The organism is Rhodanobacter geophilus, from assembly GCF_040812275.1.
GTDB lineage: Bacteria > Pseudomonadota > Gammaproteobacteria > Xanthomonadales > Rhodanobacteraceae > Rhodanobacter_A > Rhodanobacter_A geophilus.
In genome coordinates this window covers 1-24440 of the sequence record NZ_JBFOHL010000002.1, presented here as the reverse complement: position 1 = coordinate 24440, position 24440 = coordinate 1, and the positions used below count along the sequence as shown (strand labels likewise).

At 67.7% G+C, this 24440-nt stretch carries 26 protein-coding genes; 12 read left to right on the top strand and 14 right to left on the bottom strand.

Translation table 11 applies throughout. The features are described from left to right. Positions 1–105: 105 nt before the first annotated feature. A complete protein-coding gene (gene prpC / locus ABQJ56_RS02215; protein ID WP_367843362.1) occupies positions 106–1251 on the bottom strand; it encodes a bifunctional 2-methylcitrate synthase/citrate synthase in 1146 nt (381 codons plus the stop codon). 116 nt (positions 1252–1367) lie between these two features. After that, the gene (prpB, locus tag ABQJ56_RS02210) at positions 1368–2252 is read right to left on the bottom strand and encodes a methylisocitrate lyase (protein WP_367843361.1); all 885 of its coding nucleotides are present in this window, start codon (positions 2250–2252) and stop codon (positions 1368–1370) included. A gap of 246 nt (positions 2253–2498) precedes the next feature. Between prpB and ahpC the strand changes: the two genes are divergently transcribed. Together ahpC and ahpF are read left to right on the top strand one after the other, a co-directional pair. Beyond that, entirely contained in the window at positions 2499–3062 is a 564-nt protein-coding gene (ahpC, locus tag ABQJ56_RS02205) for an alkyl hydroperoxide reductase subunit C (protein ID WP_367843360.1), read from the top strand. A 176-nt stretch (positions 3063–3238) separates the two neighbouring features. Continuing rightward, positions 3239–4825, top strand: coding sequence for an alkyl hydroperoxide reductase subunit F (gene ahpF / locus ABQJ56_RS02200; protein ID WP_367843359.1), 1587 nt, complete (start codon positions 3239–3241; stop codon positions 4823–4825). Between the two features lie 337 nt (positions 4826–5162). Here ahpF and ABQJ56_RS02195 read toward each other — a convergent pair whose 3' ends face one another. Both ABQJ56_RS02195 and ABQJ56_RS02190 read right to left on the bottom strand, forming a co-directional pair. Continuing rightward, positions 5163–6146, bottom strand: coding sequence for a malate dehydrogenase (locus ABQJ56_RS02195; protein WP_367843358.1), 984 nt, complete (start codon positions 6144–6146; stop codon positions 5163–5165). 50 nt (positions 6147–6196) lie between these two features. Then, on the bottom strand, positions 6197–7396 hold the full coding sequence (locus ABQJ56_RS02190; protein ID WP_367843357.1) for a pyridoxal phosphate-dependent aminotransferase: 1200 nt from the start codon (positions 7394–7396) through the stop codon (positions 6197–6199). A gap of 246 nt (positions 7397–7642) precedes the next feature. Here ABQJ56_RS02190 and ABQJ56_RS02185 point away from each other — a divergent pair, with 246 nt between their 5' ends. Then, positions 7643–7900, top strand: coding sequence for a GlsB/YeaQ/YmgE family stress response membrane protein (locus ABQJ56_RS02185; protein ID WP_367843356.1), 258 nt, complete (start codon positions 7643–7645; stop codon positions 7898–7900). A gap of 63 nt (positions 7901–7963) precedes the next feature. Here ABQJ56_RS02185 and ABQJ56_RS02180 read toward each other — a convergent pair whose 3' ends face one another. After that, complete coding sequence (locus ABQJ56_RS02180) at positions 7964–8377, bottom strand: YidB family protein (protein WP_367843355.1); 414 nt, start codon at positions 8375–8377, stop codon at positions 7964–7966. A 148-nt stretch (positions 8378–8525) separates the two neighbouring features. Beyond that, the gene (locus tag ABQJ56_RS02175; protein WP_367843354.1) at positions 8526–9035 is read right to left on the bottom strand and encodes a peptidylprolyl isomerase; all 510 of its coding nucleotides are present in this window, start codon (positions 9033–9035) and stop codon (positions 8526–8528) included. A gap of 279 nt (positions 9036–9314) precedes the next feature. Between ABQJ56_RS02175 and ABQJ56_RS02170 the strand changes: the two genes are divergently transcribed. From ABQJ56_RS02170 to ABQJ56_RS02150, 5 genes are all read left to right on the top strand, one after another. Further along, entirely contained in the window at positions 9315–9605 is a 291-nt protein-coding gene (locus tag ABQJ56_RS02170; protein WP_367843353.1) for an EF-hand domain-containing protein, read from the top strand. 63 nt (positions 9606–9668) lie between these two features. Beyond that, positions 9669–10133: a VOC family protein gene (locus ABQJ56_RS02165; RefSeq protein WP_367843352.1), complete on the top strand. Its 465-nt coding sequence runs from the start codon at positions 9669–9671 to the stop codon at positions 10131–10133. After that, positions 10118–11278, top strand: a complete 1161-nt coding sequence (locus tag ABQJ56_RS02160) for a serine hydrolase domain-containing protein (RefSeq protein WP_367843351.1) — start codon at positions 10118–10120, stop codon at positions 11276–11278. The genes ABQJ56_RS02165 and ABQJ56_RS02160 overlap by 16 nt, the downstream gene beginning before the upstream one ends. Before the next feature lie 197 nt (positions 11279–11475). Further along, positions 11476–13302, top strand: coding sequence for a translational GTPase TypA (gene typA, locus ABQJ56_RS02155; RefSeq protein WP_367843350.1), 1827 nt, complete (start codon positions 11476–11478; stop codon positions 13300–13302). A 161-nt stretch (positions 13303–13463) separates the two neighbouring features. Next, positions 13464–14234, top strand: a complete 771-nt coding sequence (locus ABQJ56_RS02150; RefSeq protein WP_367843349.1) for a TIGR00266 family protein — start codon at positions 13464–13466, stop codon at positions 14232–14234. 86 nt (positions 14235–14320) lie between these two features. On the opposite strand, the gene ABQJ56_RS02145 is transcribed toward ABQJ56_RS02150, so the two are convergent. Beyond that, positions 14321–14929: a class I SAM-dependent DNA methyltransferase gene (locus tag ABQJ56_RS02145; protein ID WP_367843348.1), complete on the bottom strand. Its 609-nt coding sequence runs from the start codon at positions 14927–14929 to the stop codon at positions 14321–14323. A 156-nt stretch (positions 14930–15085) separates the two neighbouring features. Between ABQJ56_RS02145 and ABQJ56_RS02140 the strand changes: the two genes are divergently transcribed. From ABQJ56_RS02140 to ABQJ56_RS02125, 4 genes are all read left to right on the top strand, one after another. Further along, the gene (locus ABQJ56_RS02140; protein WP_367843347.1) at positions 15086–16684 is read left to right on the top strand and encodes a DUF1800 domain-containing protein; all 1599 of its coding nucleotides are present in this window, start codon (positions 15086–15088) and stop codon (positions 16682–16684) included. Positions 16685–16693: 9 nt separating this feature from the next. After that, on the top strand, positions 16694–17893 hold the full coding sequence (locus ABQJ56_RS02135; protein WP_367843346.1) for a DUF1501 domain-containing protein: 1200 nt from the start codon (positions 16694–16696) through the stop codon (positions 17891–17893). A 147-nt stretch (positions 17894–18040) separates the two neighbouring features. Further along, positions 18041–18559 (top strand): M48 metallopeptidase family protein, encoded by a 519-nt coding sequence (locus tag ABQJ56_RS02130; RefSeq protein WP_367843345.1) that lies wholly within the window; start codon positions 18041–18043, stop codon positions 18557–18559. Between the two features lie 2 nt (positions 18560–18561). Next, positions 18562–19212 (top strand): DUF6348 family protein, encoded by a 651-nt coding sequence (locus ABQJ56_RS02125; protein ID WP_367843344.1) that lies wholly within the window; start codon positions 18562–18564, stop codon positions 19210–19212. A gap of 89 nt (positions 19213–19301) precedes the next feature. Here the strand turns inward: ABQJ56_RS02125 and ABQJ56_RS02120 are convergent, their stop codons facing one another. The 7 genes from ABQJ56_RS02120 to ABQJ56_RS02090 form a co-directional block, all read right to left on the bottom strand. Beyond that, on the bottom strand, positions 19302–19499 hold the full coding sequence (locus ABQJ56_RS02120; RefSeq protein WP_367843343.1) for a hypothetical protein: 198 nt from the start codon (positions 19497–19499) through the stop codon (positions 19302–19304). Positions 19500–19525: 26 nt separating this feature from the next. Continuing rightward, entirely contained in the window at positions 19526–19882 is a 357-nt protein-coding gene (locus ABQJ56_RS02115) for a type III secretion system effector protein (RefSeq protein ID WP_367843342.1), read from the bottom strand. 108 nt (positions 19883–19990) lie between these two features. Next, positions 19991–21793 (bottom strand): amidohydrolase, encoded by a 1803-nt coding sequence (locus ABQJ56_RS02110; RefSeq protein WP_367843341.1) that lies wholly within the window; start codon positions 21791–21793, stop codon positions 19991–19993. A 144-nt stretch (positions 21794–21937) separates the two neighbouring features. Then, on the bottom strand, positions 21938–22384 hold the full coding sequence (locus ABQJ56_RS02105) for a DUF1579 domain-containing protein (RefSeq protein ID WP_367843340.1): 447 nt from the start codon (positions 22382–22384) through the stop codon (positions 21938–21940). Between the two features lie 2 nt (positions 22385–22386). Further along, entirely contained in the window at positions 22387–23322 is a 936-nt protein-coding gene (locus ABQJ56_RS02100) for a sensor domain-containing protein (protein ID WP_367843339.1), read from the bottom strand. Further along, positions 23322–23684: a PadR family transcriptional regulator gene (locus tag ABQJ56_RS02095; protein WP_367843338.1), complete on the bottom strand. Its 363-nt coding sequence runs from the start codon at positions 23682–23684 to the stop codon at positions 23322–23324. The genes ABQJ56_RS02100 and ABQJ56_RS02095 overlap by 1 nt, the downstream gene beginning before the upstream one ends. Before the next feature lie 557 nt (positions 23685–24241). Then, positions 24242–24440, bottom strand: a 199-nt coding sequence (locus ABQJ56_RS02090; protein WP_367843337.1) for a transposase, incomplete at its 5' end; no start/stop codon positions are given.

Below are 24440 nucleotides of genomic sequence, written 5' to 3'. Positions count from 1 at the left end.
CAACACCTGTAACGGGCGCAAGGTGCCGTGGGCACGAACCGCCGCCATTCCCACGAAAAAGGGAGCCTCGCGGCTCCCTCGTTGCTTCGGCTTTCCGGCAGCGCCTCAGCGCTTGTCGATCGGCACGTAGGTCTGGTCTTCCGGGCCAACGTAGTTCGCGCTGGGGCGGATGATCTTGCCGTCCTGGCGCTGCTCGATCACGTGCGCGCTCCAGCCGGAGGTGCGGGCGATCACGAACAGCGGCGTGAACATCGCGGTGGGCACGCCCATCATGTGGTAGGCGCTGGCCGAGAACCAGTCGAGGTTGGGGAACATCTTCTTGGTCTCGCCCATCACCTTCTCGATGCGCTCGGAGACGTCGAACAGCACCGGGTTGCCGCCGTCCGTGCAGAGCTTGCGCGAGATCTCCTTGATGATCACGTTGCGCGGGTCGGACACCGTGTACACCGGGTGGCCGAAGCCGATCACGATCTCCTTGCGCTCCACGCGGGCGCGGATGTCGGCCTCGGCCTCGTCGGCATTGCGGTAGCGCGCGATGATCTCCATCGCCACCTCGTTGGCGCCGCCGTGCTTGGGACCGCGCAGCGCGCCGATCGCGCCGGTTAGGGCGGAATACATGTCCGAGCCGGTGCCGGCGATCACGCGGGCGGTGAAGGTCGAGGCGTTGAACTCGTGCTCGGCATACAGCACCAGCGACTTGTCCAGCGCATTCGCGTGCAGCTCGCTGGGCGCCTTGCCGTGCAGCACGTGCAGGAAGTGCGCGGCGATGGAGTCGTCGTCCGTCTGCGTCTCCACGCGCTTGCCGTTGTGGCTGAAGTGGTACCAGTACAGCAGCATCGAGCCGAAGCTGGCCATCAGGCGGTCGGCGATGTCGCGCGCACCGGTGACGTTGTGGTCGTCCTTCTCCGGCAGCACGGTGCCCAGCACCGAGCAGCCGGTACGCAGCACGTCCATCGGGTGGGTGGCGGCGGGCAGCAGCTCCAGCGCGGCCTTCACCGGCGCCGGCAGGCCGCGCAGGCGCTTCAGCCTGGCCTTGTAGTTCTGCAGCTCGGTCCAGTTCGGCAGCACGCCGTAGACCAGCAGGTGCGCCACTTCCTCGAAGCAGCCCTTGGCGGCCAGGTCGTGGATGTCGTAGCCGCGGTAGTGCAGGTCGTTGCCGCTGCGGCCCACCGTGCACAGCGCGGTGTTGCCGGCGGCCACGCCGGACAGCGCCACGGATTTCTTGGCCTTGGGAAGGACTTGCTCGCTCATGGGTATCTCCTGGGGTGCAGGGGTAAATCAAAACGTCCGCGTGGGCGCGGCTTCGGCCGCGGACCAGTGCGTGGATCGCGGCTGAAGCCGCTCCTGCAAGGCATTCGCTAAGCGTGTCAGCCTCGCTTGTTGAACAGCGCGTCGAGCTTGTCCTCGTAGGCGTGGTAGCCCAGGAAGTCGTACAGCTCCTCGCGCGTCTGCAGGGTGTCGATGATGTTCTTCTGGGTGCCCTCGCGGCGCACCGTCTCGTAGAAGTTCAGCGCCGCCTTGTTCATCGCGCGGTAGGCGCCGCAGCAGTACAGCGCGATGTCCACGTCGGCACTCCTGAGCTCCTCCGTGGTGAAGAACGGCGTGGAGCCGAACTCGGTGAGGTTGGCGAGGATCGGCACCTTCACCGCGGCCTTGAACTTGCGGTAGTCGTCCAGCGTCTTCATCGCCTCGGGGAAGATCATGTCGGCACCGGCCTCGACGTAGGCGCAGGCGCGGTCGATGGCGGCATCGATGCCTTCCACCGCGGCGGCGTCGGTGCGCGCCATCAGCACGAAGTCCGCGTCGGTCTTCGCGTCCACCGCGGCCTTCACGCGGTCCACCATCTCCTCCTTCGGCACCACTTCCTTGCCGGGGCGATGGCCGCAGCGCTTCTGGCCGACCTGGTCCTCGATGTGCACCGCGGCCACGCCGATGCGCTCGAAGTTGCGGATGGTGCGCGCGATGTTGAAGGCGCCGCCCCAGCCGGTGTCGATGTCGACCAGCAGCGGCAGGCCGGTGGCGTCGACGATGCGGCGCGCGTCGGTGAGCACGTCCTCCATGGTGGAGATGCCGAGGTCGGGCATGCCCAGCGAATTGGCGGCCACGCCGCCGCCGGAGAGGTACAGCGCCTGGTAGCCCACGCGTTTGGCCATCAGGCCGGCGTAGGCGGTGATCGCGCCGATCACCTGCAGCGGCGATTCGGCGGCGAGTGCCGCGCGGAAACGGGCGCCTGCGGTGGCTGACTGTGTCATGTGGCCTCCGTCAAAACGGTCATTTTAGCCTACGTGGTCGCGCACCCGGGATAGGACGTTCGCCGGGCCGCTGCGCATTCCGACGTGGCTGCGCGGCGGCATGCCGTGACCAGCGCCTCTTGCGTATAGCGCAGCCGGCCATACCATAGTCTTGGACAATGGCATCCATGCTGACAATCAATTGGATTGATTGTCTGGTGCCGTCTAGCATTCTTCCCAAGCTTTCAACCACCAGGAGCAACACAGATGTCGCTTATCAACACCGAAGTGAAGCCATTCAAGGCCCAGGCGTTCAAGGCCGGCCAGTTCGTCGAAGTGACCGAGGCCGATCTCAAGGGCAAGTGGTCCGTGGTGTTCTTCTACCCGGCCGACTTCACCTTCGTCTGCCCGACCGAGCTGGAAGACCTGGCCGACAACTACGCCGAGTTCCAGAAGCTGGGCGTGGAGATCTACAGCGTCTCGACCGATACGCACTTCTCGCACAAGGCGTGGCACGACACCTCGGACGCGATCAGGAAGATCGGCTACACGATGGTGGGCGATCCCACCCACGCGATCAGCCGCAACTTCGAGGTGCTGATCGAGGACGCCGGCCTGGCCGACCGCGGCACCTTCGTGGTCGACCCGCAGGGCAAGATCCAGATCGTCGAGATCACCGCCGGCGGCATCGGCCGCGACGCCGGGGAGCTGCTGCGCAAGGTGAAGGCCGCGCAGTACGTCGCCTCCCACCCGGGCGAGGTGTGCCCGGCCAAGTGGAAGGAAGGCGAGAAGACCCTGGCTCCCTCGCTGGACCTGGTCGGCAAGATCTGATCCACGGCAATACCTGCAACACCGGACCCGGGCGCGCAGCGCCCGGGTTCCTCCGAGGATGCTTGTGCCAGCGGCCCGTGCCCGGCTGCGCTCCCCTCCGCAGCCGCCCTCCCCCACGGCACCGGCCGCTGCCACAAGCCTCCCTCCCCCTCTCCATTCCTGCCGGAGTGCTCACCATGCTTGACGCCACCATCAAGGCCCAGCTCGCGGGCTACCTGGAAAAACTCACGCAGCCGATCGAACTGGTCGCCGCGCTGGACGACAGCGCGAAGTCGCGCGAACTGGACGAACTGCTGCACGAGATCGCCGCGCTCAGCGACCGGATCGAACTGCGCCGCGACGACGACGAGCCGCGCAAGCCCTCGTTCGCGATCAACCGCGCCGGCACCGACATCGGCGTGCGTTTCGCGGGCATCCCGCTGGGCCACGAGTTCACCTCGCTGGTGCTGGCGCTGTTGCAGGTGGGCGGCCATCCGTCCAAGGCCGCGGCGGAAACCATCGCGCAGGTGCAGAACCTCGAAGGCGAGTTCCGCTTCGAGACCTACTTCTCGCTGTCCTGCCAGAACTGCCCGGACGTGGTGCAGGCGCTCAACCTGATGAGCGTGCTGAATCCCAACATCAAGCACGTCGCCATCGACGGCGCGCTGTACCAGGACGAAGTGGAGCGCCGCCAGATCATGTCGGTGCCCACCGTGTACCTCAACGGCGAGGTCTTCGACCAGGGTCGCATGAGCCTTGAGCAGATCGTCGCGAAGCTCGATACCGGCGCCGCCGCGCGCGCCGCCGAATCGATCAGGACCAAGCAAGCCTTCGACGTGCTGGTGGTGGGCGGCGGCCCGGCCGGCGCCGCGGCGGCGATCTACGCCGCACGCAAGGGCATCCGCACCGGCGTGGCGGCCGAGCGCTTCGGCGGCCAGGTGCTGGACACCATGGCGATCGAGAACTTCGTCTCGGTGGACTACACCGAAGGCCCGAAGCTGGGCGCCGCGCTGGAGCAGCACGTGCGCAACTACGACGTGGACATCATGGACCTGCAGCGCGCGAACAAGCTCGTGCCAGCCGATGGATCGGCCAGTGGTTTGATCGAGATCGAACTGGAAAACGGCGCCAGCCTGAAGGCGAAGTCGGTGGTGCTCTCCACCGGCGCGCGCTGGCGGCAGATGGGCGTGCCCGGCGAGGACGAGTACCGCAACAAGGGCGTGGCCTACTGCCCGCACTGCGACGGCCCGCTGTTCAAGGGCAAGCGCGTGGCGGTGGTCGGCGGCGGCAACTCCGGCGTGGAGGCGGCGATCGACCTGGCCGGCATCGTGGCCCACGTCAGCCTGATCGAGTTCGACGGCAAGCTGCGCGCGGACGAGGTGCTGCAACGCAAGCTGCGCAGCCTGCCCAACGTGGACGTGATCGTCAGCGCGCAGACCACCGAGGTGCTGGGCGACGGCCAGAAGGTCAACGGCCTGGTCTACAAGGACCGCAGCGACGGCACCATGCACAGCCTCTCGCTGGAAGGCATCTTCGTGCAGATCGGCCTGCTGCCGAACACCGAATGGCTGAAGGGCACGCTGGAACTCAGCCCGCGCGGCGAGATCGTGATCGACGCCCGCGGCCAGACCTCGCTGCCCGGCGTGTTCGCCGCCGGCGACGCCACCACGGTGCCGTACAAGCAGATCGTGATCGCGATGGGCGCCGGCTCCACCGCCGCGCTGGGCGCGTTCGACCACCTGATCCGCAGCTCGGCGCCGGCGGCCGAGGCCGCCGCGGCCTGAGGGCACACGCGAGCCACAGGGAGAGGAGCTCGATCAAAAGCAGCTCGATGCATGGAAGCCCCGCCAGCCGCCCGGGTGAATCCCTCTCCCTCCGGGAGAGGGTGCCGGCAGGCGGGTGAGGGTACGGGCGGAGCGAGACATCGCGGCGATACCGTGCCCTCTCCCCAACCCCTCTCCCGCAAGCGGGAGAGGGGCTCGATCAAGGCCGGCGCGAAGCGAGCCGCCACAGGTTCCCTGCGGGAATCGAGCGCGGCGGCCGGCAGGCCTACTCCCGCCCGAAAACGAAGAAGGACGGCCGAAGCCGCCCTTCCCCTGAAGCACGCAGGCACCTCGCCATTTACTTGGCGAACAGGTGCTCCACTCCAGCGCGCTCTTCGCGCAGTTCCTTGTTGGTCGCGTCGATGCGCGCCTGCGAGAACGCATTGATCGCCAGGCCCTGCACGATGGCGTACTTGCCGTCCTTCACCGTCACCGGGTAGCCGAAGATCACGCCCGGCTCGATGCCATAGGAACCGTCGGACGGGATGCCCATCGACACCCAGTCACCCTCGGCCGTGCCCAGCGCCCAGGTGCGCATGTGGTCGATCGCGGCGGAAGCGGCGGAAGCGGCGGAGGAAGCGCCGCGCGCCTTGATGATCGCCGCGCCGCGCTGCTGCACGGTGGGGATGAAGTCGTTCTCGTACCAGGCCTGGTCGACCAGCGACAGCGCCGGCTTGCCGTCCACGGTGGCGTGGTGCAGGTCGGGGTACTGGGTGGAACTGTGGTTGCCCCAGATCGTCATCTTCTTCACGTCGGTGTTGTGCTTGCCGGTCTTCTCGGCGAGCTGGCTCATCGCGCGGTTGTGGTCCAGGCGCACCATCGCGGTGAAGCACTTCGGGTCCAGGCTGGGCGCGTTCTGCTGCGCGATCAGCGCATTGGTGTTGGCCGGGTTGCCCACCACCAGCACCTTCACGTCGCGCTTGGCGTGGTCGTTCAACGCCTTGCCCTGCGGGGCGAAGATGGCGCCGTTCGCCTCCAGCAGGTCCTTGCGCTCCATGCCGGGGCCGCGCGGGCGCGCACCGACCAGCAGCGCGTAGTCCACGTCCTTGAAGGCGACGTTGACGTCATCGGTGGCGACCACGCCGGCCAGGGTCGGGAACGCACAGTCGTTGAGTTCCATCACCACGCCCTGCAGCGCGGGCAGCGCCGGGGTGATCTCCAGCAGGTGCAGGATCACCGGCTGGTCGGGGCCCAGCATGTCGCCAGCGGCGATGCGGAACAGCAGGGCATAGCCGATCTGGCCGGCAGCGCCGGTAACGGCAACTCGAACGGGGGCTTTCATCGTTGGATCTCCGGGATGGGTCGTGCGGGATTCGAAAAACGTGCTTCGCCTCAGGCAAGTTCGGCGAAGAACTCCTGGATGCGGTGCAGGCCGGGCTGCAATTGAGCCTGCGGGCAGGTATAGGAAATGCGCAGGGCGCGCGGCTCGCCGAAGGCCGAGCCCGGCACGCAGGCCACGCCCTTGGCCTCCAGCAGCGCGGCGCAAAGCTCCACGTCATTGGAAATCTTCGTGCCGTGGTGGCTCTTGCCGAACGCCACCGAGATATCCGGGAACGCGTAGAACGCCCCCTGCGGACGCGGGCAGGTGACGCCGGGGATGGCGTTGAGCGCGGCGACCACGGTGTCGCGCCGCGCGGCGAACTCGGTGCACTTGGCCAGCGGGATGTCCTGCGGGCCGGTGAACGCGGCCACCGCGGCGGCGGTGATCACTTCCGGCACGCTGGTGATGTGGTTGGAGTTGAGCGTGGTGACCGCCTTGGCCACCGCCTCCGGCCCGGCCAGCAGGCCCACGCGCCAGCCCGGCATGCCGTAGGTCTTGGACACCGAGTCGACGAAGACCAGCCGCTCCTTCAGCTCCGGCCGCGCGAACACGAAGTTGTGGTAGCCGATGCCGTCGAACACCATCGAGTTGTAGATGTCGTCGGTGATGATCCAGGTGTCCGGATGCCTCGCCAGCACATCCGCCAGCGCGGCGATTTCCTCGCGCGTGTAGACCATGCCGGTGGGGTTGGACGGGTTGTTGAACAGGAACACCCTGGGCTTGCGCGCCAGCGCGGCGTCGAGCTGCGCAGGCGTGAGCTTGTAGGCCTGCTCCGGGCCGCAATGCAGCACGTTGGCCTTCGCGCCCACGATGTCGGCGATGTCGCGGTAGGTGGTCCAGTACGGCGCGGCGAAGGCGATCTCGTCCCCTTCGTCCAGCAGCGCCTCGGCCAGGTTGTACAGCACCTGCTTGGCGCCGATGCCCACCGACAGGTTGGCGTGGCCGTAGCCGCTGAAACCCAGCGCCTCGATGTGCTTCAGGAATGCGTCCAGCAGCGGCTCGGCGCCGCGGTTGCTGCCGTACTGGCCGCTGTCGTGGCTGAGCGCCTCGCGCGCCGCCGCGTACACGTGTTCGCCGGGCAGGAAGTTCGGCACGCCGATGGAGAAGCTGATGATGTCGCGGCCTTCGGCCTTGAGCTGCTTCGCCTTGGCGGCGATGACCATGATCGCGCTGGGCTTGGCACGGCCGACACGCTGGGCGAGCTGGGGCATGACTTCCTCGGGTTCGTGAGGGGACGGAAGCGGCAAACCCGGCGATTTTAGCATGCGGCGCCGCCGCATCCCGGCCCCCCGCAAGAGCTTGCGGCATCACGATCCGTGGATGCATGCCCGTGCCCGCGAATGGCATGATGCCGTCGCCGCCACGCCCTCACCGGGCACGCGGCAACGAGCCGCCGGGACATGCGGCTCGTGCACTATCCAGGGGACTTCATCAACCACGCATGAGGACACACGGATATGCATTGGCTCTGGGTCATCATCATCGGCTTCATCGTCGGCGTCATCGCCAAGTTCATCCGCGGCGGCAAGGATTCGGTCGGCTTCATCGTCACCATCATCATCGGCATCGTGGGCTCGATCCTCGCCACCTGGGTGGGCGAGCGACTGGGCTGGTGGCCCGCCACCGGATTCGTGCATTTCATCGCATCGATCGTGGGCGCGATCATCCTGCTCGCGATCTACCACGTGCTGTTCAAACCCAGCGCCTCCTCGTGAGACGCGGTCGCGCGGGCGGGCGCTGCCTGCCCGCGCGACGCTCGGGGATGGGTCGACCGACCCTCAGCCGAACAGCTTGCCGGCCAGCCCCGCCAGCGAGCCGAGATCGAAACCGCCAGCCTGCCCCTGCCCTGGCACCTGGCCATCGGGAGTGAGATGGTCGACCACGTGCGGCAACACCTGCGCCAGTGCGCCGGACAGTTGCCCCTGGTCCATGCCCAGCTTGCCCGCCGCTTCCTGCAGCACCATGCCCAGTCCGCCGCTCTGCAGCGCCTGGTTGAGCTGGTCGCCGGACACGGCCTGGTTGGCGCCATTGCCCACCCACGACTGCACGGCTTCGCCTAGCCCGCCCTGATGCAGCATGCCGGCCAGCCCCTGCACGCCGCCGGCCTGCTGAATCAGCTGGCCGGCCAGCGACACCAGGTCCGAACCACCGGCCTGACCGCCGCCGCCCAGCAAACTACCGAGTAATGACATGGCTGCTCTCCTTGGTTGATGGAAGCCGCGCGCGAATGCCGCGCGCAGTCCGCCGATTCTATGGATTGCCCACTGTCACTGCCGTGACCGGCGCGTGAAAAAGCCACCGCCCGGAGGACGGTGGCTTGCGGGGCGGAGCAGGCGTCGATCAGCCGCGCTGGTCGAGCACGCCGTTCCACTCCTGCACGCGATCGGCCTTGGCCGCCAGCAGCGCGTCCACGTCGCCTTCGAGAGTGACCTTCTCGATCACGTCGCCCTGGCGGATCGCGTCGACCACCTGCTGGTCATCCGCGTCCACCACTTCGCCGAACACGGTGTGCTTGCCGTCCAGCCACGGCGTGGGACCATGGGTGATGAAGAACTGGCTGCCGTTGGTGCGCGGGCCGGCGTTCGCCATCGACAGCACGCCCGGTTTGTCGTGGCGCAGCGAGGAGTGGAACTCGTCCTCGAACTTGTAGCCGGGACCGCCACGGCCGCTGCCTTCCGGGCAGCCGCCCTGGATCATGAAGTCGGCAATCACGCGATGGAACGACAGGCCGTCGTAGTAGCCGCGCCGCGCCAGGTTCACGAAGTTCGCCACGGTCAGCGGGGCCTTGTCCTCGTGCAGGCGGAGGTGGATCGGGCCACGGCTGGTTTGCAGGGTGACGTTGATGGTCATCGGGCTTCTCTCGGAATCAGGGGAAGAACGCATGCGCCGACGCGAATGCAGTCCCTGCCTAGGATACCGCACGCCCGCGGGCTTCATCGCGGCGAGCGCCGCAACCCGGAACCGGCATAGCGCGGTTCGCGGCCGGCTGCTCCCCCGCTTTGTAAGCGGCTGTTGCCGGCATCCGGGCCAGACACATCTGCTCACAGCTCCCCCGCTTCCGGAAACATCCGGGGCGGCGCACTTGCCTAGACTCCGCGGCCACCACCTGTTCCACGGAGGAAAACCCGCATGACCAAGACCGCCTCGAACATCGCCCGGATCGCGATCGCCGCTGCCGTGGGCCTGACCTTGTCGGCGTGCGCCAGCAGCCAAAGCCGCTCGCAACGATTCACCGACAAGGCCAGCCAGCGCTTTGCCGCCGCCGACGCCAACCACGACGGCTACCTCAGCCGCGACGAGGCGGCGCAGGGCATGCCGCGCCTGGCCGAGCACTTCGACGAGATCGACACCGACCACGACGGGCAATTGTCCAAGACCGAGATCCTCGCCTACATCCAGCAGCGCCGCGCCGCGCGCTGATCATCCGCTGCCTGCCCGGAAACGTCCCCCATGGTTCCCGCAGCGCCCGCGCGCAATCGCTCCATGCCCACCAGCGTCGTGGTCCCGGAGCTGTACTACCCCGACCTGGACGCCGCGGTGGCCTGGCTGGCCGCGGCATTCGGCTTCCACGAACGCCTGCGGGTCGCCGGCCACCGCGCCCAGCTGTGCAACGGCGGCGGCGACGTCGTGGCGGTGCAGAGCGACCCGCCGCATCCCGACGGCGTCAACGGAACCCACGCGGTCATGGTGCGCGTTGCCGACGTCGACGCCCACTACCGGCGCGCCGTGAACGCGGGGGCACATATCGCCAGCCCGCCGGCCGACTACGCCTATGGCGAGCGCCAGTACCTGGCGGTCGATCCCGGCGGACACCTGTGGACGTTCTCCCAGACCCTCGCCGACCACGCCCCCGCCGACTGGGGCGGCATCGCGGCCGGCGCTCCAGGCACGCCCGCCCCTGCCAGGGGCGATACGGCCGACTCGGTCCTCCCATGTCCTGGCGACTGACCCTGCGGCTGGCGCTGGGCATGGCGGTGATGGCCAGCGTCTCGGGTTGCGTGGCGATCCTCGTCCATGCCGGCAAGAGCGCGTACAAGGCGCTGTCGTCCCCCACCACGGTCATCGCCGGTCCGTTGCCCGTGCCGGACGAAGCCCGCAAGGAACTGGAGGAGGCGCTCAAGCATGGCGCTTCCGGCCTCACCGCGATCGTCATGCGCTACGGCCACCTGGTGTTCCGGCTCGACCTGGGCAAGATCGCCCCCGACGAGCAACTGCCCGTGGCGTCGGCATCGAAGTGGATGACCGCCGCGCTGGTCATGAGCGTGGTCGACGAGGGCAAGCTGTCGCTGGATGCCCCGGTCTCGCGCTACCTGCCGGACTTCGCCGGACAGGCCGGCCAGGTCACGCTGCGCGAATTGCTGGCGCAGACTTCCGGCGAAGGCGACCTGCGCCAGGCGGTCGACATCCGCCAGGATCCGCGCATCACCCTGGCCGCCTCCGCCGCGCAGATCGCCCGCCGCCCCCTGCAGGACAAGCCGGGAACCACGTTCCGCTACGGCGGCCCGGGCTTCCAGGTCGCCGGCGCGGCGGTCGAGGCAGTCACCGGCCAGCGCTGGGCCGCGCTGTTCGACGAGCGCATCGCCCGCCCCTTGGGCATGCGCCATACCCATTGGGAGCACCTGCCCAGCCGCGGCGTGACGCCAGCCGGAACGCTGAACCCCTTGCTGCAAGGCGGGGTGGTGACCACCGCCGCGGACTACATGCACTTCCTCACCATGCTGGCGCAGCACGGCCGCTTCGACGGCCACCGGATCCTGTCGGCGCAGGCAGTGGACACGATGGAGACCGTGCAAACCCTCGGCAGGCCCATGGCCTATCTGCCGCCCGGCATGCAGGGGCACGACCGGGGCCAGGTCCAGTACGCCCTGGGCAACTGGTGCGAAACCTGGAGCGACGACCGCTGCCTGCTGGTTTCCAGTCCCGGCGCCACCGGCACCTTCCCCTGGATCGACCGCCGCAGCGGGCTGTACGGCATCTTCTTCGTGCGCGGCCGCCTGCCCCGCGTGATCAACTACTTCACCAGCGCACGGGCGGTGATCATCCAGGCTTACGGGCAGCAGGCCCGGCAACCCGCACCGCCGGCAACGCACTGAAGGCACGGCGGGGGATCCTCCCCGCCACGTTGGCGATCAGCCGCGCCGGTCGGGCACCGCGTTCCACTCCCGGGGTGAACAGAGGGGCATCGGCGCCCATCGCCGACACAAGCAGGAACGCGCGCAAGCGCGTATAATCGACCGATTCGCCTTTCAGAAACCTGCGTGACGATCCCCGCATCGCCCGAGCCTGCCCCATGTCCATCGAAAACCTGCGCAACATCGCCATCGTCGCCCACGTCGACCACGGCAAGACCACCCTCGTCGACCAGCTGCTGAAGCAGTCCGGCACGCTCTCCGAGCGCACCGTGCTGGCCGAGCGCGTGATGGATTCGAACGACCAGGAAAAGGAACGCGGCATCACCATCCTGGCCAAGAACACCGCCATCACCTGGCAAGGCAACCGCATCAACATCGTCGACACCCCCGGCCACGCCGACTTCGGCGGCGAGGTCGAGCGCGTGCTGTCGATGGTCGACACCGTGCTGATCCTGGTCGACGCGATGGACGGCCCGATGCCGCAGACGCGCTTCGTGACCCAGAAGGCCTTCGCGATGGGCTTCAAGCCGATCGTGGTGATCAACAAGATCGACCGCCCCGGTTCGCGCCCCGAGTGGGTGGTGGAACAGGTGTGGGACCTGTTCGACCGCCTCGGCGCCACGCCGGAGCAGATGGACTTCCCGATCGTCTACGCCTCGGCGCTGAACGGCTACGCCTCGCTGGACGAGAACGCCCGCGAAGGCGACATGACGCCGCTGTACGAAGCCATCATGCAGCACGCGCCCAGGCCCGAGGTGGATCCGGAAGGCCCGTTCCAGATGCGCATCAGCCAGCTGGACTACAACAACTTCGTCGGCGTGATCGGCATCGGCCGCATCCAGCGCGGCACGCTGAAGAAGAACATGCCGGTGGCGGTGATCGACCGCCACGGCAAGAAGCGCCAGGGCAAGGTGCTGCAGGTGCTGGGCTTCATGGGCCTGGAGCGCATCGAGCAGGACAGCGCCGAGGCCGGCGACATCGTGGCCATCTCCGGCATCGCCGAGCTGACCATCTCCGACACCGTCTGCGCGCTGGACGCGCCCGAGGCGCTGCCGGCGCTGACCGTGGACGAGCCGACCATCTCGATGACCTTCCAGGTGAACAGCTCGCCGTTCGCCGGCAACAAGGATCTCAGCGGCGGCAAGTTCCTCACCAGCCGCCAGCTCAAGGACCGCCTGGACCGCGAGCAGGTACACAACGTGGCGCTGAAGGTCGAGCAGGGTTCGGACGCGGACAAGTTCCTCGTTTCCGGCCGCGGCGAGCTGCACCTGTCGGTGCTGATCGAGAACATGCGCCGCGAGGGCTACGAGCTGGCCGTGTCGCGTCCCGAGGTCATCATCAAGGAGATCGACGGCCAGAAGATGGAGCCGTTCGAGCAACTGGTGATCGACGTCGAGGAGATCCACCAGGGCCCGGTGATGGAGCGCATCGGCGTGCGCAAGGGCCAGCTGAAGAACATGGAGCCGGACGGCAAGGGCCGCGTGCGCCTGGAGTACCTGATCCCGGCGCGCGGCCTGATCGGCTTCCAGAACCAGTTCAAGACCCTCACCCAGGGCTCGGGCCTGCTGTTCCACGTGTTCGACCACTACGGTCCCAAGGAAGAAGGCCAGATCGCCAAGCGCCTCAACGGCGTGATGATCGCCAACGCCGGCGGCACCACTCCGGCCTACTCGCTCGGGCCGTTGCAGGAGCGCGGCAAGCTGTTCGCCGCCGAGGGCGACAACGTGTACGAAGGCCAGCTGGTCGGCATCCACGCCAAGGACAACGACCTCACCGTCAACGTGATCAAGCCCAAGCCGCTGACCAACATGCGCGCCTCCGGCAAGGACGACGCGATCCAGCTCACCCCGGCGACCAAGTTCTCGCTGGAACAGGCGCTGGACTTCATCGACGACGACGAGCTGGTCGAGGTCACGCCGAAGGAGATCCGCCTGCGCAAGAAGCACCTCACCGAGAACGACCGCAAGCGCGCGTCGCGCGGGTAACGCGAGATCCAACCCATCAAGCCGAAGGCCGCCGCGAGGCGGCCTTCGGCTTGATGGCGGGGACTTACGGCGTGCTTCGCGGAAGCGTATCTTCGCAGGGGCAGGCGATCGCTCGCGCGTCGTCGACGGCTCCCACCCGACCATCATCCGAAAGGTTCGCCATGCAGACCCATATCCAGGGCACGACGATGCCGGTGCTCGAAGTGCAGCTCGACCCCGGCGAAAGCGTCTTTGCCGAAAGCGGCGAGCTGTCCTGGATGAGCGCGTCCATACAGATGACCACACACACCCAGATGGGCGGCGGCGGTGGCCTGTTCGGCATGTTCAAGCGCGTGGTCGGCGGCGGCAGCCTGTTCATGACGGACTACCGCGCCGTCCAGTCTCCCGGCACGGTGGCCTTCGCCACCAAGGTGCCCGGCCATATCGTGCCCGTGCCGGTAGCGCCGGGCAGCGAATACATGGTGCACCGGCATGGCTTCCTCTGCGCCACGCCGCAGGTCAGCATCGGCGTGGGCTTCCAGCAGTCGCTGGGCGCCGGCATCTTCGGCGGCAGCGGCTTCCTCCTCCAGCACATCGGCGGCACCGGCACGGCCTGGCTGGAACTGTCCGGCGAACTCATCCGGAAGGACCTGGCCCCCGGCGAGACGCTGCGCGTGCATCCCGGGCACGTGGGCGCCTTCCAGGCCTCGGTGAACTTCCAGATCACCACCGTGCCCGGCATCAGGAACGCCATCTTCGGCGGCGACGGCATCTTCCTCGCCTCGCTCACCGGGCCCGGCACGGTGTGGCTGCAGACCCTGCCGATTTCGCGCCTGGCCCACCAGATCGCCGAATACCTGCCGGGCGAGAGCAACCGGGCGGCATCGACCGGCATCGGCGCCGGCCTGCTCGGCGGTGTCGTCGGCTCGATACTGGGCGGCGACAACAACTAGCTGGCTAGTTCGCGCTGCCGCGCAACTGCCGGTGCGCGCGCATCGGGAGTACGGAGCCCCTTCCCCACTCACGGGACAGGAGGAAGCTAGGCCGGCCGCCGCGCCAACTCCAGCGCTGCGATCCGCCGCCCCAGGCGCGGCGCCAGATAGCAATGCGACCCGCACGGCAGCAACCCCGCCGCGGCGAACGCGCGCAGGTACCAGTCCGGCGAGCGCAGGTGGAAGCCCTCCAGGTCGCCATCCACGCCGTCGCGGCTGGTGAACACCTCCAGAAAGGCCACGCCCTCCACCATCTCCGCGACACCGATGAGGCCCGCGCGAACCTCCGCGGGCTTGAGGTAATGCAGCACGTCGCTGCACACGATCAGGTCGAAGCGCGTGTCGAAGCGCAGGTGTTCGAGCTGGCCGAAGCGCGCCAGCCCGATGTTGCGGCTGCGGCCATAGCGCGCCACCGCGTACTCGCTGGCGTCCAGCCCGCGATAGTCAAGGCCGGGCCTGAGCGCGCGCAGCGGCGCGCGCCACGTGCCCTCGCCGCAGCCCACGTCCAGCACGTTGCGCAGCGGCCGGCCAAGGTAGTACTCCGCCTGCGCCACCGCCATCGCCACCTTGCGCCTCAGCTCGGCCGGCGAGCCCACCGCGTGCGCGGGGTGGCGGTACCACTTGTCGAAATAGGCGCGGTCGTAGGTCTTGGTCATCGAGGCACTCCGGCAGGTCGCGCATGGTAACCGGCGCAAGAGGCTGCGTAAGATGAATCGCCCCCGAATCCGCCCGGCGCATCACAGCGCCGGGGTCATCCGCTCCGGCACCCTCGCCGTTGGAATCACCCAGCATCCTCGCCGGAGAACGGACGCATGCCTGCCACACCGACACGTCGCCGCAGCCTCGCACTGGGCCTGCTGCTGGGATGCCTGCCCGCATTGGCCTGCGCCGGCCAGGCCGCGCCGCCGCGCATGCCCACCGCCACCGTCACCGCAAGGGTCGATGGCCTGAGCCTCTCCGACATCGCCTGGCTGCGCCGCGACGGCTTCGGCCTGGACAGCGCCACCCTGACGCGTTACCGCCAGCTCGGCCGCACGCGCTTCCTCGACGGGGAACTGGCCGGCGCCGACGACACGCTGCCGCCGCAGGTGGCCGCGCAAATCCAGGCCTTCCCAGTGGTGGGCACGCCGCTGCCCGCGCTGCTCGCGGATTTCCGCGACCGCCAGAAGCAGTACAAGGACACGCCCGCCGGCCCGGCCAAGGACGCCGCAAAGAAGGCGCTCGCGCAGTACCGCCGCGGGCTCGAGCAGCAGGCCGCGCAGGCCGAGCTGCTGCACGCGATCTACGGCGGCGACCAGCTCAAGGAACAGATGGTGTGGTTCTGGCTCAACCACTTCAGCATCTACGCGAACAAGGGCCCGGTGCGCGTGTTCGCCGCCGACTACGAGGAACGGGTGATCCGCCCGCACGCGCTGGGCAAGTTCAGGGACCTGGTGATGGCCACGCTGCAGAGCCCGGCCATGCTGGTGTTTCTCGACAACGTGCACAACGTCCAGGGCAAGACCAACGAGAACTACGCGCGCGAACTGATGGAGCTGCACACGCTGGGCGTGGGCTCGGGCTATACGCAAGCCGACGTGCAACAGCTGATGCGCGTGCTCACCGGCGCAGGCCTGATGCCGCCGAAGCTGGCGATGCGCGGCGGGCGCTTCGGCCGCGAGCGGCCCGGCGTCGTGCGCGACGGCCTGTTCGTCTTCAATCCGGCCAAACACGACTTCGGCGACAAGACCTTCCTCGGCCAGACCATCAAGGGCAGCGGCTACGCCGAGATCGCGCAGGCGGTGGACCTGATCGTGCGCCAGCCCGCCTGCGCGCACTTCGTCTCGCAGCAACTCGCCGAATACTTCATAGCCGACCGGCCCCCGCCCGCGCTGGTGGACGCGATGGCGCGCACCTTCCGGCGCACCGACGGCGACATCGCCGCGGTGCTGCGCACGATGCTGCTGTCGAAGGAAGCCGCCGCCGTCGGCGGCCACAAGTTCAAGGACCCGATGCGCTTCCTGGTTTCCGCGATGCGGCTGGGCTACGACGGCCAGCCGGTTCCGAACGCCCTGCCGCTGGTGAACTGGCTGCGCCAGATGGGCGAGCCGCTGTACGGCCGCATCACGCCCGACGGCTGGCCACTGGACTCGGCGAGCTGGACCGGCTCCGGCCAGCTGAGCAAGCGCTTCGACTTCGCCCGCGTGATCGGCAGCGGCCGCAACCGGCTGTTCGCGGGCAACGACGGCAGCGGCGCGAAGCTGACGAACGACCCGCCGCCCGGCGTGCCGGACCTGCAGGGCTCCGCGCTGTATCGCGATGCGATCGCACCACGTCTCTCCGATGCCACCCGCAACGCGCTGGCGCAAGCCAAATCGCCGATGGAGTGGAACACCTTCCTGCTGTCCTCGCCCGACTTCAACTACCGCTGAGGTGCCGCCATGAACCGCCGCGAATTCCTGCTTGCCGCCGCCGGTGCCGCCGCCGCATCCACGCTGTCGTTCTCCGGCCGGCTGTTGGCCGCGCCGGCGGACTCGCCGCGCTTCCTGCTGGTGTTCCTGCGCGGCGGCTACGACTGCAACAACCTGCTGGTGCCCTGCGGCAGCGACTTCTACTACGAGTCCCGCCCCACGCTCGCCATCGCGAAGCCCGCCGCGAACGATCCCGACAGCGCCGTGGCGCTCGACGCCCACTGGGGCTTGAACCCCGTGGTGCGCGAATCGCTCTACCCGCTGTGGCAGAAGAAGCAGCTCGCCTTCGTGCCGTTCGCCGGCACCAACGATCTCTCGCGCAGCCACTTCGAGACGCAGGACCACATCGAGCGCGGCGAGCCGCTTGGCCATGAAACGAATTACCGCTCCGGCTTCCTCGCGCGGTTGTCCGGCCTGCTCGCCGGCGTGCCGGCGATCGCGTTCACGAACAACCTGCCGCTCTCCTTCCAGGGCGCCGGACACGACATTCCCAACATCTCGCTGAAGGGCGACCCCAGGGCGCATTTCGACGAGCGGCAGGCGGCGATCCTGTCCGGCATGTACAAGGGCACGCTACTGGCGCAGGCCAGCGCCGATGGCCTCGCCCTGCCCAAGACTGTGTCCGCCGACCTGCGCAACGAGATGGTGGCGGCCAGCCGCGGTGCGCCCAGCGCGCACAATTTCGCCGCTGAAACCCGGCGCATCGCCACCCTGATGCGCGACCAGTACCGGCTCGGCTTCGTCGACGTCGGCGGCTGGGACACCCACGTCAACCAGGGCAGCACCACGGGCGGCCTCGCCAACAATCTGAAGAACCTCGGCGAAGGCCTCGCCGCCTACGCCGATGCGCTGGGCGACGCCTGGAACGACACCACGGTGGTGGTGCTCTCCGAGTTCGGCCGCACCTTCCGCGAGAACGGCGACCACGGCACCGACCACGGCCACGGCACCGTGCACTGGGTGCTGGGCGGCAAGGTGGCCGGCGGCCGGATCGCCGGCGAGCAGCTCGCGGTGAACCCGCAGAACCTGCTGCAGAACCGGGACTACCCGGTGCTCAACGACTACCGCGACGTGCTGGGCGGGCTGTTTGCGCGGCTGTGGGGCTTGGGCGGCGGCCAGCTGCAGACGGTGTTTCCGCAGGCGCGACCGAAGGATCTGCGCCTGGTGTAGGCGCCTGCCGCAGGCGGCTTGCCTGCGACGGGGCATGCGAGATTGCGGACCCGCACCGGGCGCCCTTCTTCCCTGCCATGACACATCCGCATCGGCGCGACGACCCCGCGCGATACGCGTGCGCCGGCGCAATGCGAGAATGCGCCGATGACCCCGCTGAAGTATCTCCAGGCATACCCGCCGGCCCTGCAGGACAAGGTGCGCCAGCTGATCGCGCAGCAGCGCCTCGGCGAACACCTGGCCACGCGCTACCCGGATCGCCACGACGTGCAGAGCGACAAGGCGCTGTACGCCTACGTGGCCGCGCTGAAGCAGCAGCACCTGAAGCAGGCACCGGGCATCGACAAGGTGCTGTACGACAGCAAGCTCGACGTGGTGCAACGGGCACTGGGCCTGCACACCGCGATCTCGCGCGTGCAGGGCAGCCGGCTCAAGGCGAAAAAGGAGATCCGCGTGGCCAGCCTGTTCAAGGCCGCCGCGCCGGAGTTCCTGCAGATGATCGTGGTGCACGAGCTGGCGCACCTGAAGGAAACCGGGCACAACAAGGCGTTCTACCAGCTGTGCCAGCACATGCTGCCGGACTACCACCAGCGCGAATTCGACCTGCGCCTGTACCTGACCTGGCGCGAGCTGCCTGCGCCGGACACCACCGACCACCGGGAATGACGATGGATGGCGCGGCACTGCAGAAATACCTGTTGCGACTGTTCGAGCGGCACGACGTGGCGCTCGACGCCGACGAGGATGGCTGGCTGACCACCGATGGCGACTTCCCGACCCTGCGCGCCCAATGGCACGAAGCCACGGCGGTCGCACCGGGGCACCTCGACATCGACGTGGTGCTGAGCGAGGACCGCTGCATCGAGGAAAGTTTTGCCGGCCTCGGCGCCGGCACGGATGGCTGCATGGCTGCGCTGCGCGCGTTCGAGCAAAGCGCGCTGCACCCGCTGCTCGCCGCCTGCTGGTACGTCACCGACGAGCGCAAGCTGACGATCACGTCATGGGAGATCGGCGTACGCACCTGGGACGTGTTCGCCGGCTCCTACGCGCTGCACGGTACCGACATCACCGACCTGGAGATGCTGGAACAGGTGCCGGCAGCGATCGAATCCACGCTGCAGCGCGAAGCCTTGACCCCAGAACTGCACTGGTTGCGCCTGGTGTACCGCCGCACGGCGGAAGGCGAAGCGCGTTGCGAAGTTTTGCTCGACAACGAGCCGTGGATAACGGGAACCAATGCGCTGGCCACCCTGGCATGGCCGCAGGATGGTGACTACAGCGCCCACGGCTTCATGGTGCTTGACGTGCGCGATTATTGAAGGGGCACGAGCTGACGGGGAGCACTTTGTCTCCGGCATCTTGATTTGGCGCAATGCAAAGACACCCCATCGGAATATTTCCACGCAGTTCAACCCGAGCCGTTGCAGAACAGCGACGTGACCTTTTTGCGCGCCGGATCGTAGGTGAGATTCACCACCGAACAACCGTTGTCCAATACCTTCGGGGCCGCAGCTGGCGAAACGATGGGGACATCCAGGGAAGAATCCCCCAGCACGAACTCGCCCGCAGCGGCGCATGCTGACACGAGTAGCAGCATCAAGGCCATCTGGGGCATCGGCAGGCGTGTAGTTGTCATGAGCTTGTTGCCGGCGAAGACAACGGTCGTTTCTTCGGGATCGGATCGTAGTAGCTCGGGCGAATTGGCAAGTTGTGCTCCCGACGCACCATGTTCTCGTTCGCCATCGAGTGGATCTCGCTCGGGGGCGTGGTGCCCGGCGCTCCGTTGCCCTTGTCACAGCTTTGCACGCCCTGGTCGATGGTGCGCGCATGACCGAGTTCGTGCGCCAAGCCTACGTGCTCCGACCACGTCTTGTTGCCGTCGGCGGCCGTACCACCAGTGGTTTGCGACAGATCGATGCGCGCATCGGAACCCGTGCCCTTGCCGTTGGCAGAAATGCCGGAGGCATCGGCCTGGGTTTGGTTGCCCAAGCCGGACGCACGCTGCACCAGCCTAATGATGTTCGGCTTACATGAAGCGCAGATGGCAACTCAAATGTCGGCGAACGGGGACATCATTTCGCCACCGGGGTCACCCCATCAATTCACGTGGTCGAACTCAGGCATGGCCTTGAACAGCTGCCCGCTGCGCCACGCGCCTGCATCGGGCCGCTGGTACACCACCTTGCCACCCACCACGGTGTACAACACCCGCGTGCGCAGGATCTGGTCGTCGGGAATGGTGAGCAGGTTGCCGGAGAACACCACCATGTCGGCCAGCTTGCCGGGGCTCAGCGAGCCGAGCTGGTGGTCCTCGAACAAGGCGTAGGCGTTGTTCCAGGTGTAGGACTGCAGCGCCTGCAGCCGCGTCTTCACCTGCGCCGGGAAGAAGCGCTGGCCGCGGCCGTTGTCGCGCGTCACCGCGCAGTAGAAGCCGGCGATGGGGTTGGTGTCCTCCACTGGCGTGTCGCTGCCGTCCAGCACCATCGCGCCGCTGTCGATCAGGGTGTGCCACACGTAGGCGCCCTCCTTCGCGCGCTGCTCGCCCAGGTGGGGCACCACGTAGGGCGCGTCCGAGCAGGCGTGGATGGACTGCATCGAGGCGATCACGCCCATCTGCGCGAAGCGCGGGATGTCGGCAGGCGCCAGGTGCTGCGCGTGCTCGATGCGCCAGCGCAGCGCATGCGCGGCCGGATATTCGTCGAAGATCCTCTGGTACATGTCCAGCACTTCGCGGTTGGCGCGGTCGCCGATCGCGTGGATGGAGACCTGGAAACCGTCGCGCGCGGCGATGCGCGCGATCTGCGCCAGCGTGGCCATCGGCGTGACGTTCTTGCCGGTGATGCCCGGCGCGTCGTCGTACGGCTGCAGGAACCACGCACTGTGCGTGCCCAGCGCGCCGTCGGAGACATCCTCGCCCACGCCGCGCACGGTGAAGTGGTCGTCGGCGTAGCCGATCGTGCGGTATTTGGCGAGGTTCTGCTCCAGGCTGGCGACGTCGAGCACGCCGACGTTGACGTACAGGCGCAGCGGGAAGCCCTTGGCCGCCTGCTGCTTGAGCCAGGCGATGGTCTGGAAGTCCTCGCCCATGTCGACGAAGCCGGTGATGCCCTTGCTCACCTCGTTCTGCATGGCGAGCCTGAGCGACTGCTGCTTGCGCGCGGCCAGTTCCTGCGGCGGCAGGCTGGCGAGGTAACGATGGTAGGCGGCATACACCGCGTCGCCCGCGGTGTCGCGCAGCGCGCCGATGGCGTTGCCCTTGGCATCGCGCACGATGCTGCCGCCGACGGGATCGGGCGTGTCGTGGCCGATGCCGGCCAGTTTCAGCGCGGCGGCATTGGCGTAGATCGCGTGGCCGCTGGTGTGCGCGAGCAGCACGGGATTGTCCGGCGATACCGCGTCGAGGCTGGCCGGCAGCGGCAGGCCGTCGACATTGGGCTGCGGCACCTTGTTCCACTTGCTCTGCTGCCAGCCCTGGCCGACGATCCATTCGCCCGGCCTGGCCTTGGCCACCGCGGACTTCACCATCGCCACGATGGCGTCCCAGTTCGGCGCCATGCCCACGTTGAGCTGCATCAGCGAGTCGCCGGTGTCTATCAGGTGGCCGTGGCCCTCGATGAAACCGGGCGTGACGAAGGCGCCGTGCAGGTCCAGCACCTTGGTGTGCGGGCCGATGTAGTGCGCGATCGCCTCGTCGCTGCCCAGCGCGGCGATCCTGCCGTCCTTCACCGCCAGCGCCTGCGCGTGCGGCTGCAGCGGATCGAGCGTGGCGATGCTGGCGTCGCGCAGCACCAGGTCGGCAGCGGGCAGCGTGGGCGGGAAGCCCTTGATCGGCGCGTCGGCGGCAGTGGCCGCCAGCGACGCCAGGAGAAAAGCCGGAAGCCAGCAGCGACGGAAGCGCATGGTATTCCCCGATGAGCGCACAGGCGCGCCGGGGCAGCGTAGGAAGCCGGCCAGGCGGGGTCAACCGCCATTGGTCATCGAAAGCCCCGCCCCGACCCTTTCCTGCACGCAGCAGAGGGAGACCGGCCGGCACGGTTTGGACGGCTAAGCCACGCGCCGGTAGCTGCCCTGCATCACCGGATCCCAGTGCACGCCACCGTCGAACGAGCTTTCCAGGGTCAGCTCGCAGGCGCCGTCGCGGAAGGCATACGTGTGCCGCGTTTGTCCGCGCGGCGAGCTGCGCAGGAACACCAGCCGCGCGCCGTCCCAGTGCCCCGGCGCCGGCTGCGCGGGGGCGAAGCCGTAGCTGTCGAACCAGTAGAGCGCGTACTCGTCGTGCCCGGGGCCGCCGGTGAGCACGGCGTGTGCCTGCAGGGCAGGTCGACCGTCGCGCTCTTCGCGGTAATCCATCAGCAGCACGCGTTCACCCAGATCCAGTCGCGCGGAAAAGTGCCCGCGCGCCGGACCACCCTCACCCCAGCGCGTGGTGGCGATGGCTTCCTCGCCTTCCCACTCGCCCGCCAGCATGGCCAGCGCGTCCCCCATCGCCATGCTCACGCCCTCCGCACCAGCAGGTGCTTGGCCAGCAGGCCGTGCAGGTGGCCCAGGCCACGCGCCACGTGCAGCAGCAGGAAGAACAGCAGCAGGCCCAGCAAGCACAATACAGTCGCACCGCCCCAGCCGCTCAACCATTCGACGCCGCCGCAAATCCACTCGGGCGCGCCGACGCAAGTGCCCATGTCCCAATGCTCCAGCATGGCGACCAGCTTCACGATGGGTGCGGCGATGAAGCTCAACGAAACGGAAAGCCACACCACGATCAGCGTGAAGTAGAAGATGCCCAGCGGCAACTGCAGCAGTCCATACAGCATCGAGCTCCAGCTGCGCGGGTCGGTGAACATTGCGCCGATGCGCTGGAACAGCGACCTGTGCTTCGGCGGATACGGCGGGCGGCGCGGCATGCGCACGCCCAGCATGGCCTCCACCAGCCGCCCTTCCAGCAGGGCGAAGCTGCGCACGCTGCCGAAGAACAGCACGATGAACGGCAGGCCGATGATGAGCACCGAGAGCCCCATCGACATCGAGAGGCCGGCGATCACCCAGGTGAAATAGGCGATGCCGGTGACCAGGCCGAACAGCAGGTAGAACAGCGCGCCCCAGGCGCGCGGATCGGCGATCACGCCGAAGAAGCGCCCGGCCAGCGAACGCCGCTTCGGCGGTGGCGGCGGGCGGATCGCGCGCTGGATCCTGATCTCCTGGTCGCGGTAGATCTCGGCCACCTCGCCGGGCGCGCCGTAGCTTTCCACCACGTGTTCGAGCATCGCCGCCTCGTCGCGGCCGGGGCGTTCGTACAGCTCGGCGCGCAGGTGTTCCTCGGCGTCGTACAGCGCGTCCTGGACCAGCGCCGGGTCGGCGCCGCGCAGGGCGGTACGCAACTGTTCGAGGTATTCCGCGATCGTGCGCGGCGGCGTGCTGGACGGTGCATTCATCACAGTTCTCCCTGCAATACCTTGTCGACGCTGTCGCGGCTGGCGTTCCACGCGGCGGTCCACTCGCGCAGCACCTCGCGGCCGAATTTCGTGATGCGGTAGTAGCGGCGCGGCGGGCCGCTCACCGAAGGCTCCACCTCGCTGGCCAAAAGGCCCGCGCCCTCCAGGTTGCGCAGCACCGGGTACAGCGCGCTCTGCTTGCCGGCCAGCACGCCCTCGCCCGCCTGCTCCAGCTGCTTGGCGATCTGGTAGCCGTACAACGGCTGGCGCGACTGCCCGAGCACCGCCAGCAACACCAGCGACACGGTGCCGGTGGACAGCTCCTTCTGGAATTTCTTCAGCTGGCTGGCGGTGTCGTCCACGTGCTTGCCCGTACTGCGTCATAGCTTGGAGTGAACCATAGTATTCACTTCGTACTAGTGCATGCGCCGGAAGTCATGGCCGCCGCCATTGGCGGCGACTGGGCATGAAACCAATGTGTGTACGCGTTGTACAAACATTGGTTCCAGGGGCGTGTACACACGTTGATTTCAGCTGGCTCAGCCTCAGCTGACGATGAGATGTGTATTGCCGGCGGTGGTTCATTTATTTCGAGAGCGGCTGGCTCCATTTCATCGAAGCTGGACGGGCGCTCTCGTTTTCGCTTTGCCCGACGCCCCCGCTTTTGGCCGGTCAGCGACCGTCGCCGTCTGTCGTTGTACGGCGATTGCCAACTGTCTGGCAATGGTCGCTGTGCGACCCCAAACGCTTCATGTTTTGAACTTTCCTGGTCTAGGGATGCTCTGATCTATAGAACATGAAACGGACGTCCATACGTCCGTGCTCGAATCATGACTGGTAGACGGAAAAAGAGTTGGCTCACTCGTAAAACCCTACTGTTGAACGATGAATGCGCGCTCGATGGGATGGGTTTCCCATCTCACAGGCGCACGTCCCCTGCAGCAGCCAGCAACGTTCGTCGCGCCATCCACAGGTTCGACAGCGCAAACAGCGTTAGTATCTGCGCGGTGTTCTTAAGCAGCCCCTTGAAGCGTACCTTCTGGTAGCCAAACTGCCGCTTCACCACCCGGAACGGGTGTTCCACCTTGGATCGAACGGCGGCCTTCATATGCTCGGTG

Excerpts from the sequence above, each read along its gene's own strand:
- prpC (WP_367843362.1), bottom strand. The coding sequence starts at position 1,251 with ATGAGCGAGCAAGTCCTTCCCAAGGCCAAGAAATCCGTGGCGCTGTCC.
- prpB (WP_367843361.1), bottom strand. The coding sequence starts at position 2,252 with ATGACACAGTCAGCCACCGCAGGCGCCCGTTTCCGCGCGGCACTCGCC.
- ahpC (WP_367843360.1), top strand. The coding sequence starts at position 2,499 with ATGTCGCTTATCAACACCGAAGTGAAGCCATTCAAGGCCCAGGCGTTC.
- ahpF (WP_367843359.1), top strand. The coding sequence starts at position 3,239 with ATGCTTGACGCCACCATCAAGGCCCAGCTCGCGGGCTACCTGGAAAAA.
- ABQJ56_RS02195 (WP_367843358.1), bottom strand. The coding sequence starts at position 6,146 with ATGAAAGCCCCCGTTCGAGTTGCCGTTACCGGCGCTGCCGGCCAGATC.
- ABQJ56_RS02190 (WP_367843357.1), bottom strand. The coding sequence starts at position 7,396 with ATGCCCCAGCTCGCCCAGCGTGTCGGCCGTGCCAAGCCCAGCGCGATC.
- ABQJ56_RS02185 (WP_367843356.1), top strand. The coding sequence starts at position 7,643 with ATGCATTGGCTCTGGGTCATCATCATCGGCTTCATCGTCGGCGTCATC.
- ABQJ56_RS02180 (WP_367843355.1), bottom strand. The coding sequence starts at position 8,377 with ATGTCATTACTCGGTAGTTTGCTGGGCGGCGGCGGTCAGGCCGGTGGT.
- ABQJ56_RS02175 (WP_367843354.1), bottom strand. The coding sequence starts at position 9,035 with ATGACCATCAACGTCACCCTGCAAACCAGCCGTGGCCCGATCCACCTC.
- ABQJ56_RS02170 (WP_367843353.1), top strand. The coding sequence starts at position 9,315 with ATGACCAAGACCGCCTCGAACATCGCCCGGATCGCGATCGCCGCTGCC.
- ABQJ56_RS02165 (WP_367843352.1), top strand. The coding sequence starts at position 9,669 with ATGCCCACCAGCGTCGTGGTCCCGGAGCTGTACTACCCCGACCTGGAC.
- ABQJ56_RS02160 (WP_367843351.1), top strand. The coding sequence starts at position 10,118 with ATGTCCTGGCGACTGACCCTGCGGCTGGCGCTGGGCATGGCGGTGATG.
- typA (WP_367843350.1), top strand. The coding sequence starts at position 11,476 with ATGTCCATCGAAAACCTGCGCAACATCGCCATCGTCGCCCACGTCGAC.
- ABQJ56_RS02150 (WP_367843349.1), top strand. The coding sequence starts at position 13,464 with ATGCAGACCCATATCCAGGGCACGACGATGCCGGTGCTCGAAGTGCAG.
- ABQJ56_RS02145 (WP_367843348.1), bottom strand. The coding sequence starts at position 14,929 with ATGACCAAGACCTACGACCGCGCCTATTTCGACAAGTGGTACCGCCAC.
- ABQJ56_RS02140 (WP_367843347.1), top strand. The coding sequence starts at position 15,086 with ATGCCTGCCACACCGACACGTCGCCGCAGCCTCGCACTGGGCCTGCTG.
- ABQJ56_RS02135 (WP_367843346.1), top strand. The coding sequence starts at position 16,694 with ATGAACCGCCGCGAATTCCTGCTTGCCGCCGCCGGTGCCGCCGCCGCA.
- ABQJ56_RS02130 (WP_367843345.1), top strand. The coding sequence starts at position 18,041 with ATGACCCCGCTGAAGTATCTCCAGGCATACCCGCCGGCCCTGCAGGAC.
- ABQJ56_RS02125 (WP_367843344.1), top strand. The coding sequence starts at position 18,562 with ATGGATGGCGCGGCACTGCAGAAATACCTGTTGCGACTGTTCGAGCGG.
- ABQJ56_RS02120 (WP_367843343.1), bottom strand. The coding sequence starts at position 19,499 with ATGGCCTTGATGCTGCTACTCGTGTCAGCATGCGCCGCTGCGGGCGAG.
- ABQJ56_RS02110 (WP_367843341.1), bottom strand. The coding sequence starts at position 21,793 with ATGCGCTTCCGTCGCTGCTGGCTTCCGGCTTTTCTCCTGGCGTCGCTG.
- ABQJ56_RS02105 (WP_367843340.1), bottom strand. The coding sequence starts at position 22,384 with ATGGCGATGGGGGACGCGCTGGCCATGCTGGCGGGCGAGTGGGAAGGC.
- ABQJ56_RS02100 (WP_367843339.1), bottom strand. The coding sequence starts at position 23,322 with ATGAATGCACCGTCCAGCACGCCGCCGCGCACGATCGCGGAATACCTC.